The following is a 15560-nucleotide window of genomic DNA, read 5'->3' as shown; positions in this document are numbered from 1 at the left end:
TTTCCGGGCAACCTGACGCAACTAACCTAGACAAGGACTGATTGGCAATGGGTGGCATCATCCTGGCCCTTCTGGTCATCTTGGCGGTGCTGGTGATCACCACGCTGGCCAAGACGATCAAGATCATCCCGCAGGCGCGGGTCGGCATCGTGGAGCGCTTCGGCAAGTTCCAGTCGAAGCGCGACCCCGGCCTGAACGCGGTGATCCCGTTCGTCGACAAGGTGCGCTACATGATCGACATGCGTGAGCAGGTCGTCGCGTTCGCGCCGCAGCCGGTGATCACCGAGGACAACCTGACCGTCTCGATCGACACGGTCATCTACTTCCAGGTCAACGACCCGGTGGCGGCGACCTACGAGATCGCCAACTACATCCAGGCCGTCGAGCAGCTCACCATGACCACCCTGCGCAACATCGTCGGCGGCATGACCCTCGAGGAGACGCTGACCAGCCGCGAGCAGATCAACTCCGGCCTCTCGATCGTCCTCGACGAGGCCACCGGCCGCTGGGGCATCAAGGTCAAGCGCGTCGAGATCAAGTCGATCGACCCGCCCATGTCCATCAAGGACGCGATGGAGAAGCAGATGCGCGCCGACCGCGACAAGCGCGCCGCGATCCTCACCGCGGAGGGTCAGCGTCAGTCCGCGATCCTCTCCGCGGAGGGAAACAAGCAGTCCGCCATCCTCAACGCCGAGGGTCAGCGCGAGTCGCAGATCCTCGCCGCGCAGGCCGACCGTGAGGCCGCGATCCTGCGCGCCCAGGGTGAGGGCCAGGCCATCCAGACCGTCTTCCAGGCGATCCACGACGGCCGCCCGGACCAGTCGCTGCTGGCCTACCAGTACCTCCAGATGATGCCGAAGATCGCCGAGGGCGACGCCAACAAGGTGTGGATCATCCCGAGCGAGATCGGCGCCGCGCTGGAAGGTCTCGGCTCGACGATGAACAGCCTCAAGGGCATCCCGGACGAGGTCGAGGGCCCGCTCAAGCGTGTCGACATGGGCTCGGCCGAGCCGACGCTCGACCTCGAGAAGTCCTCCTCCGCGGCCGCGGCCGTCGAGGAGGCGCTCGCCGAGGCCAAGGAGGCGGAGGCCCCCAACCGGCCGACGCCCGCAGAGCCGCCCGCCGAGCCGACCGTCTAGGTGGGTCCGCTCGAGTCCGCCCTCATCCTGATCGCCGGGGTGGGGGCGGGCACCATCAACGCCGCCGTCGGTTCCGGGACGCTGATCACGTTCCCGACGCTGCTGGCCTTCGGCGTACCTCCGGTCGTCGCCAACGTGTCCAACACCATCGGCCTCGTCCCGGGCTCGCTGGCCGGCGCCTGGGGCTACCGTCGGGAGCTCGCCGGGCAGCGCGGGCGGATCCTCCGGCTCGGCCTCGCCGCCCTCATCGGTGGCGCCGTCGGCGGGATCCTGCTGCTGGTGCTCCCGGCCGGTGCGTTCGAGGCGATCGTCCCGGTGCTGATCGGGCTCGGCGTGGTCCTGGTGATCACCGGCCCACGCATCTCCCGGTGGGTCGCCAGGCGCCACGGCGAGGCTCCCGACGACGGGAGCGAGCGCTGGTGGGTGTGGCCGGCGATCGCGTTGCTCGGCGTCTACGGTGGCTACTTCGGTGCTGCTCAGGGCGTGCTGATGATCGCGATCATCGGCATCGGGGTCGCCGAGTCGCTGCAGCGGCTCAACGCGCTCAAGAACATCCTGGTCGCGATCGCCAACGGCATCTCCGGGCTGCTCTTCGCCCTCGTGGCCGACGTCGACTGGCAGATCGCCGCGCTGATCGCGGTCGGCGCGACGCTCGGTGGCCTGCTCGGCGCGAGGATCGGCCGCCGGCTCCCGCCCAACGTGCTCCGCGGCGTGATCGTCGTCGTCGGCATCACCGCCCTGGTGGCCTTCCTCGTGAACTGAGTCCCGGCGCGGTCTGATGGGATGACTCTGCTGAGATAGTCGGCATGGAGCTCTACGACGCGATGCGAACCACCCATGCCGTACGCGACTTCACCGACGACCCGCTGCCCGACGAGGTCCTCGCGCGGATCCTCGACAACGCCCGGTTCGCGCCCTCCGGCGGCAACCGGCAGGGCGCGCACGTCGTGGTCGTACGCAGCCAGGAGACCCGCGAGCGGCTGGCCGAGCTGACCGCGACGGGTGCCCGTCGCTACCTCGCGCAGCAGCGGGCGGGGGAGATGCCCTGGAACACGGTGCATCCGACGGCGGTGACCGAGGAGCAGATCGCCGAGACCCGGGTGCCGCGGGGGATGACCGAGCCGTTGCGTACCGCTGCGGTGGTGCTCGTCTTCCTCGTCGACCTCGGCCTGGTCGCCTCCATCGACTCCGAGCTGGACCGGGTCGGTGTCGTCTCCGGTGCCTCGGTCTATCCGCTGGTGTGGAACACGCTGCTGGCCGCGCGCAACGAGGGGTTCGGCGGCGTGATGACGACGATGGCGGTCGCCGAGGAGCCGGCGCTCCTCGAGCTGCTCGGCGCCCCCGAGGGCTACGCCGTCGCGGCCGTCGTGCCGCTGGGCAAGCCCGTCAAGCAGCTCACCAAGCTGCGCCGGCAGCCGGTCGAGGAGTTCGTCACCCTGGAGAGGTACGCCGGGACGCCGCTGACACATGACTGATGGCGGGGTCCACAGGACCCCGCCATCACGTCTCGGACCTGCGGATCAGGCCTTGTCGACCGGAACGACCCCGGTGGGTCCGCTCCCGTTGCTTACGTTGCTGTGGTCGTCCTCGATGACCGCGAGCGCGAAGTCGTCGCCGTGCTCGGTGACACCGGTGATGACGGCCTGCTCGACCGCCTCCGCGGCGTACTGTCCACGCACGATCAGCGGGTCGGTCTGCAGATCCTTCTGCAGCGAGATCACCAGGCCGACCATGATCACCGTGAACGGCAGCGCCGCCACGATCGTGATGGTCTGCAAGCCGGTCAGGGCGCTCTCTCCGCCCGCGATCAGCCCGAGGACGGCCACGACACCGGTCGCGACGCCCCAGAAGATCACGGTGAGCCGCTTGGGTTCCTCTGCTCCGCGCTCGGAGAGCGTGCCCATCACGATCGAGGCCGCATCGGCGCCCGAGACGAAGAAGATCGCCACCAGCACCATGACCAGGATGCTCATCACGGTCGCCAGCGGGAACTGCTCCAGCGTCGTGAACAGCTGGGACTCTGCGGCGCCGTCACCGACGATGTCGATGCCGTCGCGCTGCAGGTCGATCGCGGTGCCACCCATGATGCAGAACCAGACCACGCTGACGACGCTGGGTACGAGCAGCACCCCGGCGACGAACTGCCGGATCGTACGTCCTCGCGAGATCCGGGCGATGAACATGCCGACGAACGGGGTCCAGGAGATCCACCAGGCCCAGTAGAAGATGGTCCAGGTGCCGAGCCAGTCGGAGGTCGCGGAGCCCTCGGCGCCGGTGCGGGCCGACATCTGGGCGAGGTCGCCGACGTAGGTGCCGAGCGAGGTCGGGATCAGGTCGAGGATGAAGACCGTCGGGCCGACCACGAACAGGAAGAGCGCCAGGAGCAGCGCCAGCACCATGTTGATGTTGGAGAGCCACTGGATGCCCTTGGCAACACCGGTGACCGCCGAGATGACGAAGCAGACGGTCAGAACCGTGATGATCCCGATCAGCACGCCGTTTCCGACGTCACCGAGACCCGCGACGATCTGCAGGCCACTCGAGATCTGGTAGGCACCCGTGCCGAGCGAGGTCGCCGAGCCGAAGAGGGTCGCAAAGATCGCGAAGATGTCGATCGCCTTGCCTGTGGGCCCTTCGACGGTCTTCTTGCCCAGGAGGGCGGTGAAGGCCGACGAGATCAGGCTGACCCGACCCTTGCGGTAGGCGCCGTAGCCGATCGCAAGGCCGACGACCGCATAGATCGCCCACGGGTGCAGCGTCCAGTGGAACATCGTGGTCGCCATCGCGTGCTGGATGGCCTCCGGGTTCCCGGCCTCGCCGGTGCCGGGTGGCGGGTTGACGAAGTGGGTGAGCGGCTCGCTCACGCCGTAGAACATCAGACCGATGCCCATGCCGGCGCTGAACATCATCGCGACCCACGAGGCCGTCTTGAACTCCGGCTTCTCGTCGTCGCGACCCAAGGGGATGTTGCCGTACTTGCTGACCGCAAGCCACACGATATAGACCACGAAGCCGCTGGCGGTCAGGACGAAGAACCAGCCGGCCTTGCCCAGCACCCACCCGAGCGCGTCGCCCGAGGCCTTGCTGAGTCCATCGGTGTTGATGAAACCCCACGCCATGAAGGCGATCGCCAAGATGGCGGCCACGCCGAAGACGACCCAGTCGATTCCCTTGCGTTGTTCCTGTTCGCTCGAGATCGGCAGGTCCAGCGCGGGGTGGGGAACGACCTCGCCCGTGGGCGATTTGATGAGGGCCGAGGAGCTGTGATGGTCGGAATGTTTCGGACTGTCTGTCTTCTTCTCAGAAGTCACACTGTTGTCCTTCCGGTTGAGTTCGGGACCACAGCACCCTAACGCGCACTGTCTTTGCCTTCTGTTCACCGGGGTGGCAGCGCCACCGATTGACAACGAGTCCTGGACCGACCGTGTCGAGCTGGTTCGCGTGTTGTTCGGGTGCCGTGGGTCGCCGTGGTCGCCGGAAGCTAGTCCCGGGGTCGGCCGAGCTGCGCCTCGGGCGCGAGCTCGGCGGCGAGGCCGTCGCCGGTCGCGGCCCGGGCCAGGGCACGACCCAGCGCTGGTGCCTGCTTGAAGAGGTTGTGGCCGGCGACGAAGAGGATGCGACCGGCCTCCCAGACGGCCACGCCGTCTTCGCTCCAGGGGAGATCGGTCACCCAGCAGTGGACGAACTCACGCGGCTCCGGGTCGAGGCCGGGCAGCGCCCGTGCGACGTACGCGCGTGCACGTTCGTCCAGTGAACGAATCGCCGCCGGGTCGATGAACGTCCCGTCGTCGCGTACGCCGACGGTCTCGCTGAGTCCGACCGCGTAGCGGCTGTTGCCGGGCAGCGGCGTCGCATAGACGCTGACCTCGCCGAACTCGCCGCTGCCGTCCTGCAGGCACGCGACGCGTGCCGGGGCGGCGCCCTTCACGTCGAAGGTCAGCCGTACGTGGGCGGCCAGGCGGACCGGCAACGAGAGGCCGACGCTCCGGGCGAGGCGCGCGGTCTCACGGCCGGCGCACACGATCACCTTCGAGTAGACGGCGCGGTCGGTGACGCTGCGTACCTCGACCCCGTCGCTGCCGCGGGGCTCGATCGAGACCACCTCGCCGGTCACCACGGCGTCGCCGAGCTGATCCGTGAGCGCCTCGATGGCCGCGCGCGTACGGATCGCGCCGCCGGCCTCGTCCAGCATCGCCGGTCCGGCATACCCCGCGAGCAGCGGCATCCGCTCGGCCAGCTCGTCCGGGCCGATCGCGCGCGCGGCCACGCCGCCGACGCGGTCGAGCACACGGAGCCGCGCGAGCGCGCTCTCGCCGATCGCGACCGCACCGTCGGACGAGACCAGCTCGACGCCGAACCGTTCGGCCCACTCGGCCCACACCCCGCGGCTCTCGCGCGCGAACGCGACGAGCCGCGGGTCGTCGTGCGCGTGCCGGAAGATCCGCGACTCGCCTGCGGACTGGCCGTGACCGGGCAGGCCGGTCTCGTACAGCCGCACCGAGACGCCCTGCTCGCGCAACGCGTAGGCGGTCGAGAGGCCGACGATCCCGCCCCCGACCACCGCGACCTCGGGCGAGCCGGTCATCGGGCCGCGCGTGCTGCCCCGAACTCGGCCACGATCGTGTCGCAGAACGCAGGCAGGTCATCGGGGGAGCGGCTGGTGATCAGGTTGCCGTCGACCACCACGTCCTGATCGACAACCTCCGCGCCGGCATTGCGCAGGTCGGTACGGATGCTCGGGAAGGACGTCAGGGTGCGACCCTCGACCACGCCGGCCTCGACCAGCGTCCAGGGGCCGTGGCAGATGCTGGCCACCGGCTTTCCGCTGTTCACGAAGTCACGGACGAAGGCGACCGCGTCGGGGTCGACCCGAAGCTGGTCCGGGTTCACCGTCCCGCCGGGAAGCAGCAACGCGTCGAAGTCGGTGACGGAAGCGTCCGCGACCAGACCGTCGACGGTGACGGTGCCCGCTGCGTTCAGGTCGTTCTCACGGGCCTGGATCTCGTCGTCGTGGACCGACAGCAGCTGGGTCTGCGCGCCGGCGGCCGTGAGCGCCTCGCGGGGTTGCTCGAGCTCGATGCGTTCCACGCCGTCCGCGGCGAGGATCGCGACCCTGGCGCCGATCAGTTCCTGTGTCATCAGAGCCTCCAGATCGATTCGGGCCGGGGGACGACGGTCACCCGGCGAGAGCAGTCACGCGTGCGAGCTCGGCCTTCAGGCGGCCTTGCCCAGCGCCGACCCTGGTACCCGGGCTCGCGGTGCACATACGCCGGTCAGGTCTCACACCGTCGAAATATTGCGGCTCTACGGTTGATCCCATGCGCTACCGGCACAGTCTCCACGGGCACGGCTTCGAGTTCGACGGTCTGGTGGAGGTGCTGGCGCGGGCGACGCCGCTGCGCTCCGGGGACGTCCTCGCCGGGTGCGCGGCGCGGTCCGACACCGAGCGGATGGCGGCTCGGATGGTGCTCGCCGACCTGCCGCTGAGTGTCTTCCTCGAGGAGCAGGTGGTTCCGGCGGAGTCCGACGACGTCACCCGGCTGATCCTGGACACGCACGACAAGGAGGCGTTCGCCCCGGTCAGCGGCCTGACCGTGGGAGCGTTCCGGGAGTGGCTGCTCGACGCCGCCGCGCGCCGCGACACCGCGCTGCTCACCGCCGTGGCGCCGGGCCTGACCCCTGAGATGGTGGCGGCGGTCTCCAAGATCATGCGCAACCAGGACCTGATCGCGGTGGCCGCGGCCACCGAGGTGGTGACCGGCTTCCGCACGACGATGGGCCTGCGGGGACGGCTGTCGACCCGGCTTCAGCCGAACCATCCCACCGACGACCCGGCCGCCGTCGCGGCCTCGATCCTGGACGGACTGCTCCTCGGCTCCGGTGATGCGCTGATCGGGATCAACCCCGCCTCCGACAACCCGGGCACGGTCGCCGACCTGCTGCGGCTGCTCGACGACGTACGTCTCTGCTACGAGATCCCGACACAGAGCTGCGTCCTGACGCACGTCACCACGACGATCGACCTGATCGAGGCCGGACTGCCGGTCGACCTGCCGTTCCAGTCGATCGGCGGCACCCAGGGCGCCAACGAGGGGTTCGGGGTGACCTTGGCGATGCTGGCGGAGGCCGACGAGGCGGCCCGGTCGCTGGGGCGCGGCACGGTCGGCGACGAGGTGATGTACTTCGAGACCGGCCAGGGGTCGGCGCTCTCCGCCGACGCCCACCTCGGCACCGGTGGGCGGCCGGTCGACCAGCAGACCCTGGAGGCACGGGCGTACGGCGTGGCCCGGGCCTTCCGGCCGTTCCTGGTCAACACGGTGGTCGGCTTCATCGGCCCCGAGTACCTCTACGACGGCAAGCAGATCGTCCGCGCCGGGCTCGAGGACCACTTCTGCGGCAAGCTGCTCGGCGTGCCGATGGGCGTCGACGTCTGCTACACCAACCACGCCGAGGCCGACTCCGACGACATGGACACCCTGCTGACCCTGCTCGGCGTCGCCGGCTGCACGTACGTCATGGCCGTGCCGGGCGCCGACGACGTGATGCTCGGCTACCAGTCGACCTCCTTCCACGACGCCCTCTACGCCCGCCAGGTCCTCGGCAAACGCCCGGCGCCGGAGTTCGAGGAGTGGTTGGCCACCGTCGGCCTGCTCGACGCCGACGGTTCCGTACGCGACATCGACCCGGCCGCGACGGTGCTGAAGGAGCTGGCCCGATGAGCGCGTTCTGGGAGCCGCTGCGGCGCGCTACGCCGGCGCGGATCGGGCTGGGCCGGGCCGGCAACGCCGTCCCGACCTCCGAGGTCCTGGCCTTCGGAGCCGCCCACGCGGCCGCGCGCGACGCGGTCCACCTCCCGCTCGACGTCGACGCGCTCGTCGAGGCGCTCGGCGGGCTGGGGCTGGGTACGCCGCTGGTGGTCGCCTCCGCCGCCCCGGACCGCGCGACGTACCTGACCCGGCCGGACCTGGGTCGTGTGCCCGGCGCCGACCTGGAGCTCGGGCAGGACGCGGCCGACCTCGCTCTCGTCGTCGCCGACGGGCTCTCCGCCGAGGCCGTGGCCCAGCACGCGGTGCCGCTCCTGGAGCACCTGCTCCCGCTCCTCGACAGCACGATGACCGTCGCCGCACCGGTGGTCGCCACCCAGGCCCGGGTGGCGCTGGGCGACCACATCGGCCAAGCGCTCGGCGCACGGCTGGTGCTGGTGCTGATCGGCGAGCGGCCGGGGCTCTCCTCGAGCGACTCGCTGGGCGCCTACCTCACCTGGGACCCGCGGCCCGGCGTCCTCGACTCGGCCCGCAACTGCGTCTCCAACATCCGCCCGCCCCACGGACTGGACCATGCGACGGCGGCGCGCACCATCGTGAGCCTGGTCGCCGGCGCCCGCGAGCTCGGCGCGACCGGGGTGGCGCTCAAGGACGGATCTTTCACAGGGCTGTTACCTGACGCGACGACGGCCGCCACGCACGATTCCTAGCCTCACGATCATCCACCCCCACGAGATCCGGAGGCGTGCCATGCCCGAGGCACACGAAACCGTCGAGCTTGTCCATCTCGACGACGAAGCACATCTGGCCAAGCTCGGCTACAAGCAGGAGCTGGCCCGCACCTGGTCGGGGTTCTCGAACTTCGCCATCTCGTTCTCGATCATCTCGATCCTCGCCGGCTGCTTCACGACCTTCGGCCAGGCGTGGAACAACGGCGGACCGGTGGCCATCTCGTGGGGCTGGCCGATCATCGCCGGCTTCATCCTGATCATCGGCTTCACGATGTCGGAGCTGGTCTCGGCGTACCCGACCTCGGGTGGGATCTACTGGTGGGCGGCCAAGCTCGGCGGACCGGCGGCGGGCTTCTTCACCGGGTGGCTGAACCTGATCGGGCTGCTCGCGGTGACCGCGAGCGTGGCGTACGGCGCCGCGACCTTCCTCGACCTGACACTCTCGACGCTGAGCGAGGGCTGGGCGGAGGGCTACTCGCTGGGCCGCGTCTACGCGATCTTCCTGGTCATCCTGGTGCTGGCCGCGCTCGCCAACATCTTCTCCAGCCACTTGCTCGCCGTCATCAACAACATCTCGGTGTGGTGGCACGTCGCCGGCGCCGCGGTCGTGGTCCTGGTGCTGGTCCTCGTCCCGGACCACCACCAGAGCTTCACCTACGTCTTCACCGAGCGGATCAACAACTCCGGCTACGCCGACGCGAAGTACTGGTTCCTGGTGCTCCCGCTCGGGTTCCTGCTGACGCAGTACACGATCACCGGCTTCGACGCCTCCGCGCACCTCTCCGAGGAGACCCAGGGCGCCGCCGACGGTGCCGCCAAGGGGATCTGGCGCTCGATCTTCTACTCCGCGGTCGGCGGGTACGTCCTGCTGCTGGCGTTCCTCTTCGCCGTTCAGGACCCCGACGGGGTGAGCGAGGGCGGTGGCGCGGTCGACGTGATCTTCGGCCAGGCGCTGCCCACCTCGTGGCACTTCGTGGTGCTGCTGGTCTCGACCGCCGGGCAGCTCTTCTGCACCACCGCCTGCCTGACCAGCGCCTCCCGGATGACGTACGCCTTCGCCCGCGACGGCGCGGTGCCCGGCTCCTCGCTGTGGGCCAAGGTCAACGAAGCCCGGAAGGTCCCGGTCAACGCCGTGCTGCTGGTGGCGGTCGTCGGCGCGGTCATCACCCTGCCGGCGCTGTGGGGCGTCGGTGGGATCCCGCTGGCCTTCTACGCGATCACCTCGGTCGCGGTGATCGGGCTCTACCTCGCCTTCGCGATCCCGATCTTCCTGCGCTGGAAGGCCGGCGACTCCTTCGAGACCGGGCAGTGGACCCTCGGCCGGCACTACAAGTGGCTCAACCTGGTCGCGGTCGCCGAGATCGCGGTCATCTCGGTCTACTTCATCCTGCCGTTCGTGCCGTCCGGCTGGATCACCAGTGACGACTTCTCCTGGGAGTCGGTCAACTACGCACCGGTCCTCACCGTTGGCTCGCTGGTCGTCCTCGGGATCTGGTGGGCGGTCTCGGCCCGCACCTGGTTCAAGGGGCCGAAGACCACCCTCGACTGAGGGGGCGTCAGACGCCGTAGGCGGCCAGCCAGCGCTCGATCTCGGCGTAGGCCTGCTTGCGGACCTCAGGGCGCGACAGGATCACGTCGTGCTTCGCGCCGGGGACGGCGACGTAGGTGACGTGGCTGCCGATCGCGGTCGACCAGCGGCGGATCTGGCGCACGTCGAGCACGATGTCGGTCGAGTGGACGAGCTCGCCCATCTCCTTGGGCTTGCTGGAGCGGTCCGAGGAGAGCACCAGCACCGGGGCCTTCACGTCGAGGCCCCGGTGGAGCCGGGCGTGGCCGTCGCGGATCGCCTTGAGCCAGCCGAGCCGGATCGGGTAGGAACCGACCGGCTTGAGGCCGAGGTCGAACTCCCACTCGCCGTCGTGCTGGACGTGGAGCGACATGGTGTAGAAGCCGCTCACGTCGCGGCCGAGCTCGCGCATCGGCGCCCGGTGGCCGATCCGGCGCACCACCGGCGTGGCGATCTCGCGCAGCAGGAACGAGCCCTGCAGGTCGAGCCACGGGGAGTTGAGGACCATCCCGGCCAGGGCGTCGGGCTGGCGGTCGTCGGCCCACAGCGAGGTGGTCAGGCCGCCGGTGGAGTGGGCGCTGAGCATGACCTTGGAGTGGCCGTCGCGCTCGGTGATCCGCTCCCAGGCGGCGTCGATCTCGTCGAAGTACTCCGACAGATCGCCGACGTACGTCCCCGACTGGTGCTCGCGCAGGGACCGGCCGTACTTGCGCAGGTCGAGGCCGTAGAAGTCGTAGCCGCGCGCGGTCCACCACTCGGCGTACTCCTTCTGGAAGAAGTAGTCCGAGAAGCCGTGCACGTAGAGCACGGCGCCCTTCGCGTCGCCGTCGTGCCCAAGGTCGGCAGAGCGCTTGACCAGCGTGGCCACGACGGTGCCCTCGAAGTCGTCCGCGAGCTCGATGGTCTCGACGGTGTAGGGCTCACCGAGTACGTCGATCGTCATGACGGCATCTTCTCACCAGAAGGAAGGGACCAGGCCCCAACGTCCGTAGACGTCGGTCACGATCTCCTTCAGCCGCTCGGAGTCGGGGACCGCGTCGGGGTCGAGCGCACGGATGCCGAAGGTGCACGTCTCGCCGGTCTCGCACCACCACGAGGTGACCCCGCCCCGCATCCGGCGCAGCTCGCCGCGGGTCGCGCCCAGCGCGAGGCCGCGGAAGACGATCGCGTCGGCGGCCACGCCGAAGGGCGCGATGAAGTCGGGGTCGGGGCGGCCCAGGTTGGAGGCCAGGCCAAGCGGAGTGACGACGTTCTTGAGCAGGGGCTTGGCGACGCGGTCCGGGATCATCTGCGCCAGCGGGGCGATGTGGGCGATCGGGTCCGGGCGGGTGCCCTTGAACAGGGCGGAGAACTCCCTCTTCGACCGCTCCCGGATGTGGGCCAGGTCGGTGACCCGGCCGACCCCGTCGCGCAGCTCGGTCTCGACCGCGATCGAGACGCCCGAGGTGGCGTTGGAGCGCAGATCGCCCTCGCCGCGCAGCGAGACGGGCAGCGACATCTTCACCGGCTCACCGGGGCGGACGATCCCGGCCGCGAGGAGCACCTCGACCGAGAGCGCGATCTGCAGGGTGTTGGAGGTGCCGCCGGCGCGCTCGACGGCCGCGTTCCACTCCGAGACCGGGCAGTCCGCGCCGGCGAAGGCCACCTCGTGGACGACGTGGTCGTCGGGCTGCGGGGGCGGCACCGGCCGCTTCTCGGAGGACTGGGCCTCCAGGACCGGCGGCTTCCCGGCCCTGCGGGCCGCCCGGAGGCCACCGGCCGCGGCGCGCGCCATCGCCCGGGCGTCGCGACGGTCGTCCTTCCGGGTGACCTCGGTCGCCGCGGGGTCGTCGAAGGGGAGCCGGGGCAGGGGCTGGCGGCGTACGGCCGCGATCAGGGCACCGAGCTTCATCCCGCCGTCGCAGACGATGTGCGAGGCGTTGTAGGTCACCACCGTGCCGCCGTCGGTGGTGTAGGCCATGAAGAACGCCCACAGGGGTCCCTTGACCGGGTCGAACGGCACCTCGTCGGTGGTCGTGTCGAGCCAGGCCATCACCTGGTCGGGCTTGATCCGGTCGGGGTGCAGGCGGACCGGCTCGGCCGTCGTCGCCGGCACCCAGCGCGAGCGCGCGCCGATCACCTTCGGGCGTACGACGAGGCGGTTGAGCGGGCCCTTGGCCAGCTCGTCGACGACCCCCTGGACCGCCTCCACCGGGATCTCTGCCGGGAAGCGCCACGCGGTCTGGCCCACGACCGGGACCCCGATCACGGTCGCGGAGCGGAGGAAGACCTCGTCGTCGTACGTCAGCCGGTTGGTGCGCTCGGGAGCGAACGGCGCCGGGCGGGCGCCGGGGCTTGCGGGCGGGAGTGAGGGCAGCATCACAGGCTCGGGCATGTGGTCTGGGTCCTGTCGTTGGGGGATTCTGGGACGCGATGCGGTTCGTCTTCGGGTTGATGGGCAGCCGCGGCGACGTGCAGCCGGCGCTCGCCGTGGCCCTCGAGCTGCGCCGTCGCGGCCACGAGGTCACCGTCGGGGTCGCGCCCAACCTGGTGCCGCTGGCCGCGCGGCTGGAGCTGGACCCGCATGCTGTCGGCCCTGACAGCGGTGCGCTGCTCGCCTCGAGCCTGGTGCGCGAGGAGATGCGCTCGGCCAATCCTCGCACCCGGGTCCGGGCGGTGCGCGCGGTCTCCGCGCACGGCTGGGACGACTTCCGCGCCGACCTGGTCTCGCTGGCAGGGGAGCGCGGCAGCGCCGACGTGGTCGTCGCGGGTCTGCTCGGGCAGGAGGTCGGCTCGGCCCTCGCGGAGCGGATCGGCGCCGGGTTCGCGGCGCTGCACTACTTCCCGGTCCGCTCCAACCGGTCGGTCAAGGTCGTGCCCGGACCCGAGGCGGTCCAGCAGAAGGCGTGGGACGTCGGCATGCAGATGCGCTGGGAGCTGACCCGCGAGGCCGAGAACACCCAGCGGACCGCGCTCGGCCTGCCGCCCGCCCGCAGCGCGCTCCAGACCCGGCTCCGCGCCCGTGGCGCTGTCGAGGTGCAGGCCTACGACCCGCTGCTCGTCCCCGGGCTGAGGCGGGAGTGGGGCATCCAGAGTCCGTTCGCCGGGTTCCTGGCGCTGAGCGAGGCCGACCGGCTCCGGCTGGGGGAGACCGCGCCGAACGAGTCCGGTGGCGACGACCTCGGCGACTGGCTCGCGGAGGGCTATCCGCCGGTCTACGTCGGCTTCGGGTCGATGCCGGTGGCCGATCCGGCCCGGCTGGTGGCCGAGGTCGCCGCCGCGACCGCGGACCTCGGCCTGCGCGCGCTCGTCAGCAGCGGCTGGAACTCCTTCGAGGTCGAGGTCCCCGACCACGTACGTCTCGTGGGTGCCGTCGACCATGCCGCGGTGCTGCCGCGGTGCGTCGCCGCCGTCCACCACGGCGGGGCGGGCACCACGGCCGCGGTGCTGCGGGCGGGGATCCCGAGCGTGGTCGGGTGGTACTCGGCCGACCAGCCCGTCTGGGGCCGTCTGCTCGGTGACCTCGGCGTCGGCACCTCGTTCCGGGCCGCCCGCCTGGACCGCGACCGGCTCCGAGAGGCGCTCGGCTCGGTGCTGATGCCGCAGGTGCGGGAGCGGGCCGCCGAGGTCGCACCGCTGCTGATCACGCCCGAGGTCGCGGTGGCCCGGGCCGCCGACGCGCTCGAACGAGCCCGCTGAAGCGAAGCCCGAAGCAATGTGCACAGCCGAGGGAGTCACCACACCTCGACGGTCAGACCCCACGAGCCGAGCTCCTCGAGGACCAGCGTCTTCAGGAAGTCCAGGTCGGGCACGCGGTCCGGCTCGGCGGCGACCAGGTTCAGCGTCGTACGCGGCCCCGACTGGATCAGCCAGGCGATGATCCCGCCGCCGACGTCGTAGGCGTCCTGGGCGGTCGCGTTCTGGTAGCCGGCGAGGCCGGCCACGAGGCGTACGTCCTCGCCCATCGCGAAGCGGTAGTCGTCGGGGAGCTGGGGCAGGTTGGAGGCCATGCAGGCCGCGGCGGGCGGCTGCGGGAGCCTGTCGAGCACCGCGTCGGGCAGCATCTGCATCATCGCCAGCGGCACCGGGACCAGCCCCGGCCCGGCCTGCCCGAGGCGGATGTAGGCCGCCTTGGAGAGCTTCTTGATCGCGGCGAGGTCGCGCCGGTCGAGCACGTCGCGAGGCACCTCGACCATGGCCACGCGCGTCGAGTTGGCGCGTACGTCCCCGGGCTGGAAGTCGCTCATCGGCAGCGAGACCGGGACGTCGCCCCGGTCGACCGGGACGTGGTCGATGCGGACGAGCAGGTCGGCGACCACGTTGATGAACCAGGCGTTGGTCGAGCCGCCGTGCTCGGCGGCGATCTTCGTCATCGTCTCGGTGTCGAACTCGGTGATCATCCGCGGCATCCGCCACGCCTCCGGCTCGGGGTTCGGCGTGGCCTCCGGGTAGACGCGGGGCGCCTTGGTGGCCAGGGCGGCGGTGCCGTCCTTCTTCGCCCGGCGGCGGGCCTTGGTCCATTCGCGAACGGCGCGCCACTGGTCTCGGGAGTCGGCGGCCTCGGCGCGGAGCCGGTGCCAGCCCCTGGCGGGGGCTTCCGGGAGCCGCAGCGGTTCGCCGCGGGCGGCACGGCACACCGCGTCGAGCACCGAGCCGCCGTCGCCGACGGCGTGGGCCAGCAGCATCGAGACGACCGAGGTGCCGTCGTCGAGGTTGATCGCGGTGAGCCGGTAGGTCAGGCCCTCGTGCGGGTCGAGGTGGTCGCTGTGGCGCTCCTGGAGCCAGTCGGTGAGCTCGGCGACCGGAAGGAGCTCCTCGTAGAGCTCGATCGACTCACGGTCGGCGTTGGTCCACAGGTCGCGGGCCCCGGGGAACCTCGCCCGGTGCAGCTGTCGCGACAGCCCACCCTCGGCCAGGCCGGCCGCGATGTGGCGCAGCCGGTCGGCGTCGTAGGGGCTGTTGAGCCGCCAGATCCACTGGTTGGCGATCGGGCTCCCGAGGCCGCGGTGGCGCCGGGCGAAGAGATCGTCGGCGAACTGGAGGCGGCCGGAGTTGTCGATCGGTGCACGGGTGGCAGCTGGCATGGGGGAGTCCTCGAGATAGAGCGGGCAGCCGGGCAAGGCGGGGCAGGAGCGCGCGCAGAGGGAGGAGTCAATCGGAGTCGATACGTCATGTAAACCCCCCGGGGCAATAAAGATGTGTGGCGATTCCCACGTCCGGGGGCAGTCGAATTCGGGTCCGCACCTGTGTGCACAATAGGCCGCGACATGGGACGACATCGCTGTCGTCGCAGGCGGGTCGCCTTCTCGGGCTACGGCGTTCTTGAGGTTCGTTCGGGTCCCCGACTTGGCGTTGTGCCGCAATGAGCCCCCCACCTCAG

13 protein-coding genes are annotated in these 15560 nt (G+C 70.6%); 7 read left to right on the top strand and 6 right to left on the bottom strand.

What is annotated here, in order from left to right; genetic code table 11:
• The first annotated feature begins 47 nt into the window (after window positions 1-47).
• From UG56_RS16085 to UG56_RS16075, 3 genes are read left to right on the top strand one after another with little or no spacing between them, the layout of a single operon-like run.
• A complete protein-coding gene (locus tag UG56_RS16085; protein ID WP_045551193.1) occupies window positions 48-1139 on the top strand; it encodes an SPFH domain-containing protein in 1092 nt (363 codons plus the stop codon).
• Window positions 1140-1901 carry a sulfite exporter TauE/SafE family protein gene (locus tag UG56_RS16080; protein WP_045551192.1) on the top strand — a complete coding sequence of 254 codons (762 nt, stop codon included), beginning with the start codon at window positions 1140-1142 and terminating at the stop codon, window positions 1899-1901.
• A gap of 44 nt (window positions 1902-1945) precedes the next feature.
• Window positions 1946-2614, top strand: coding sequence for a nitroreductase family protein (locus tag UG56_RS16075; protein WP_045551191.1), 669 nt, complete (start codon window positions 1946-1948; stop codon window positions 2612-2614).
• Window positions 2615-2659: 45 nt separating this feature from the next.
• Here UG56_RS16075 and UG56_RS16070 read toward each other — a convergent pair whose 3' ends face one another.
• From UG56_RS16070 to UG56_RS16060, 3 genes are all read right to left on the bottom strand, one after another.
• Window positions 2660-4285 carry a BCCT family transporter gene (locus UG56_RS16070; RefSeq protein ID WP_256206675.1) on the bottom strand — a complete coding sequence of 542 codons (1626 nt, stop codon included), beginning with the start codon at window positions 4283-4285 and terminating at the stop codon, window positions 2660-2662.
• Window positions 4286-4620: 335 nt separating this feature from the next.
• On the bottom strand, window positions 4621-5724 hold the full coding sequence (locus UG56_RS16065) for an NAD(P)/FAD-dependent oxidoreductase (protein ID WP_177191493.1): 1104 nt from the start codon (window positions 5722-5724) through the stop codon (window positions 4621-4623).
• A complete protein-coding gene (locus UG56_RS16060; RefSeq protein WP_045551189.1) occupies window positions 5721-6278 on the bottom strand; it encodes a type 1 glutamine amidotransferase domain-containing protein in 558 nt (185 codons plus the stop codon). Before UG56_RS16060 ends, UG56_RS16065 begins: the two co-directional genes overlap by 4 nt.
• Before the next feature lie 179 nt (window positions 6279-6457).
• On the opposite strand from UG56_RS16060, the gene UG56_RS16055 reads away from it, so the two are divergent.
• The 3 genes from UG56_RS16055 to UG56_RS16045 are packed head-to-tail and all read left to right on the top strand — an operon-like array spanning window position 6458 to window position 10183.
• Window positions 6458-7858, top strand: a complete 1401-nt coding sequence (locus UG56_RS16055) for an ethanolamine ammonia-lyase subunit EutB (protein WP_045551188.1) — start codon at window positions 6458-6460, stop codon at window positions 7856-7858.
• Window positions 7855-8613, top strand: coding sequence for an ethanolamine ammonia-lyase subunit EutC (gene eutC / locus UG56_RS16050; protein ID WP_071327133.1), 759 nt, complete (start codon window positions 7855-7857; stop codon window positions 8611-8613). The genes UG56_RS16055 and eutC overlap by 4 nt, the downstream gene beginning before the upstream one ends.
• Window positions 8614-8653: 40 nt before the next feature.
• Complete coding sequence (locus UG56_RS16045; protein WP_045551954.1) at window positions 8654-10183, top strand: amino acid permease; 1530 nt, start codon at window positions 8654-8656, stop codon at window positions 10181-10183.
• Between the two features lie 7 nt (window positions 10184-10190).
• On the opposite strand, the gene UG56_RS16040 is transcribed toward UG56_RS16045, so the two are convergent.
• Both UG56_RS16040 and UG56_RS16035 read right to left on the bottom strand, forming a co-directional pair.
• A complete protein-coding gene (locus tag UG56_RS16040) occupies window positions 10191-11144 on the bottom strand; it encodes an alpha/beta hydrolase (protein ID WP_045551955.1) in 954 nt (317 codons plus the stop codon).
• Between the two features lie 12 nt (window positions 11145-11156).
• Complete coding sequence (locus UG56_RS16035) at window positions 11157-12575, bottom strand: hypothetical protein (RefSeq protein ID WP_084101141.1); 1419 nt, start codon at window positions 12573-12575, stop codon at window positions 11157-11159.
• A 38-nt stretch (window positions 12576-12613) separates the two neighbouring features.
• Here UG56_RS16035 and UG56_RS16030 point away from each other — a divergent pair, with 38 nt between their 5' ends.
• Window positions 12614-13879, top strand: coding sequence for a glycosyltransferase (locus UG56_RS16030; protein WP_071327132.1), 1266 nt, complete (start codon window positions 12614-12616; stop codon window positions 13877-13879).
• Window positions 13880-13914: 35 nt separating this feature from the next.
• Here the strand turns inward: UG56_RS16030 and UG56_RS16025 are convergent, their stop codons facing one another.
• Complete coding sequence (locus UG56_RS16025; RefSeq protein ID WP_045551987.1) at window positions 13915-15264, bottom strand: hypothetical protein; 1350 nt, start codon at window positions 15262-15264, stop codon at window positions 13915-13917.
• Window positions 15265-15560 lie beyond the last annotated feature (296 nt).

The organism is Nocardioides luteus (assembly GCF_000960475.2).
GTDB lineage: Bacteria > Actinomycetota > Actinomycetes > Propionibacteriales > Nocardioidaceae > Nocardioides > Nocardioides luteus_A.
The sequence above is the reverse complement of the archived record's forward strand: the minus strand, read 5'-3'. Positions and strand labels throughout refer to the sequence as shown.

Excerpts from the sequence above, each read along its gene's own strand:
- UG56_RS16085 (WP_045551193.1), top strand. The coding sequence starts at position 48 with ATGGGTGGCATCATCCTGGCCCTTCTGGTCATCTTGGCGGTGCTGGTG.
- UG56_RS16075 (WP_045551191.1), top strand. The coding sequence starts at position 1,946 with ATGGAGCTCTACGACGCGATGCGAACCACCCATGCCGTACGCGACTTC.
- UG56_RS16065 (WP_177191493.1), bottom strand. The coding sequence starts at position 5,724 with ATGACCGGCTCGCCCGAGGTCGCGGTGGTCGGGGGCGGGATCGTCGGC.
- UG56_RS16060 (WP_045551189.1), bottom strand. The coding sequence starts at position 6,278 with ATGACACAGGAACTGATCGGCGCCAGGGTCGCGATCCTCGCCGCGGAC.
- UG56_RS16055 (WP_045551188.1), top strand. The coding sequence starts at position 6,458 with ATGCGCTACCGGCACAGTCTCCACGGGCACGGCTTCGAGTTCGACGGT.
- eutC (WP_071327133.1), top strand. The coding sequence starts at position 7,855 with ATGAGCGCGTTCTGGGAGCCGCTGCGGCGCGCTACGCCGGCGCGGATC.
- UG56_RS16045 (WP_045551954.1), top strand. The coding sequence starts at position 8,654 with ATGCCCGAGGCACACGAAACCGTCGAGCTTGTCCATCTCGACGACGAA.
- UG56_RS16040 (WP_045551955.1), bottom strand. The coding sequence starts at position 11,144 with ATGACGATCGACGTACTCGGTGAGCCCTACACCGTCGAGACCATCGAG.
- UG56_RS16035 (WP_084101141.1), bottom strand. The coding sequence starts at position 12,575 with ATGCCCGAGCCTGTGATGCTGCCCTCACTCCCGCCCGCAAGCCCCGGC.
- UG56_RS16030 (WP_071327132.1), top strand. The coding sequence starts at position 12,614 with ATGCGGTTCGTCTTCGGGTTGATGGGCAGCCGCGGCGACGTGCAGCCG.
- UG56_RS16025 (WP_045551987.1), bottom strand. The coding sequence starts at position 15,264 with ATGCCAGCTGCCACCCGTGCACCGATCGACAACTCCGGCCGCCTCCAG.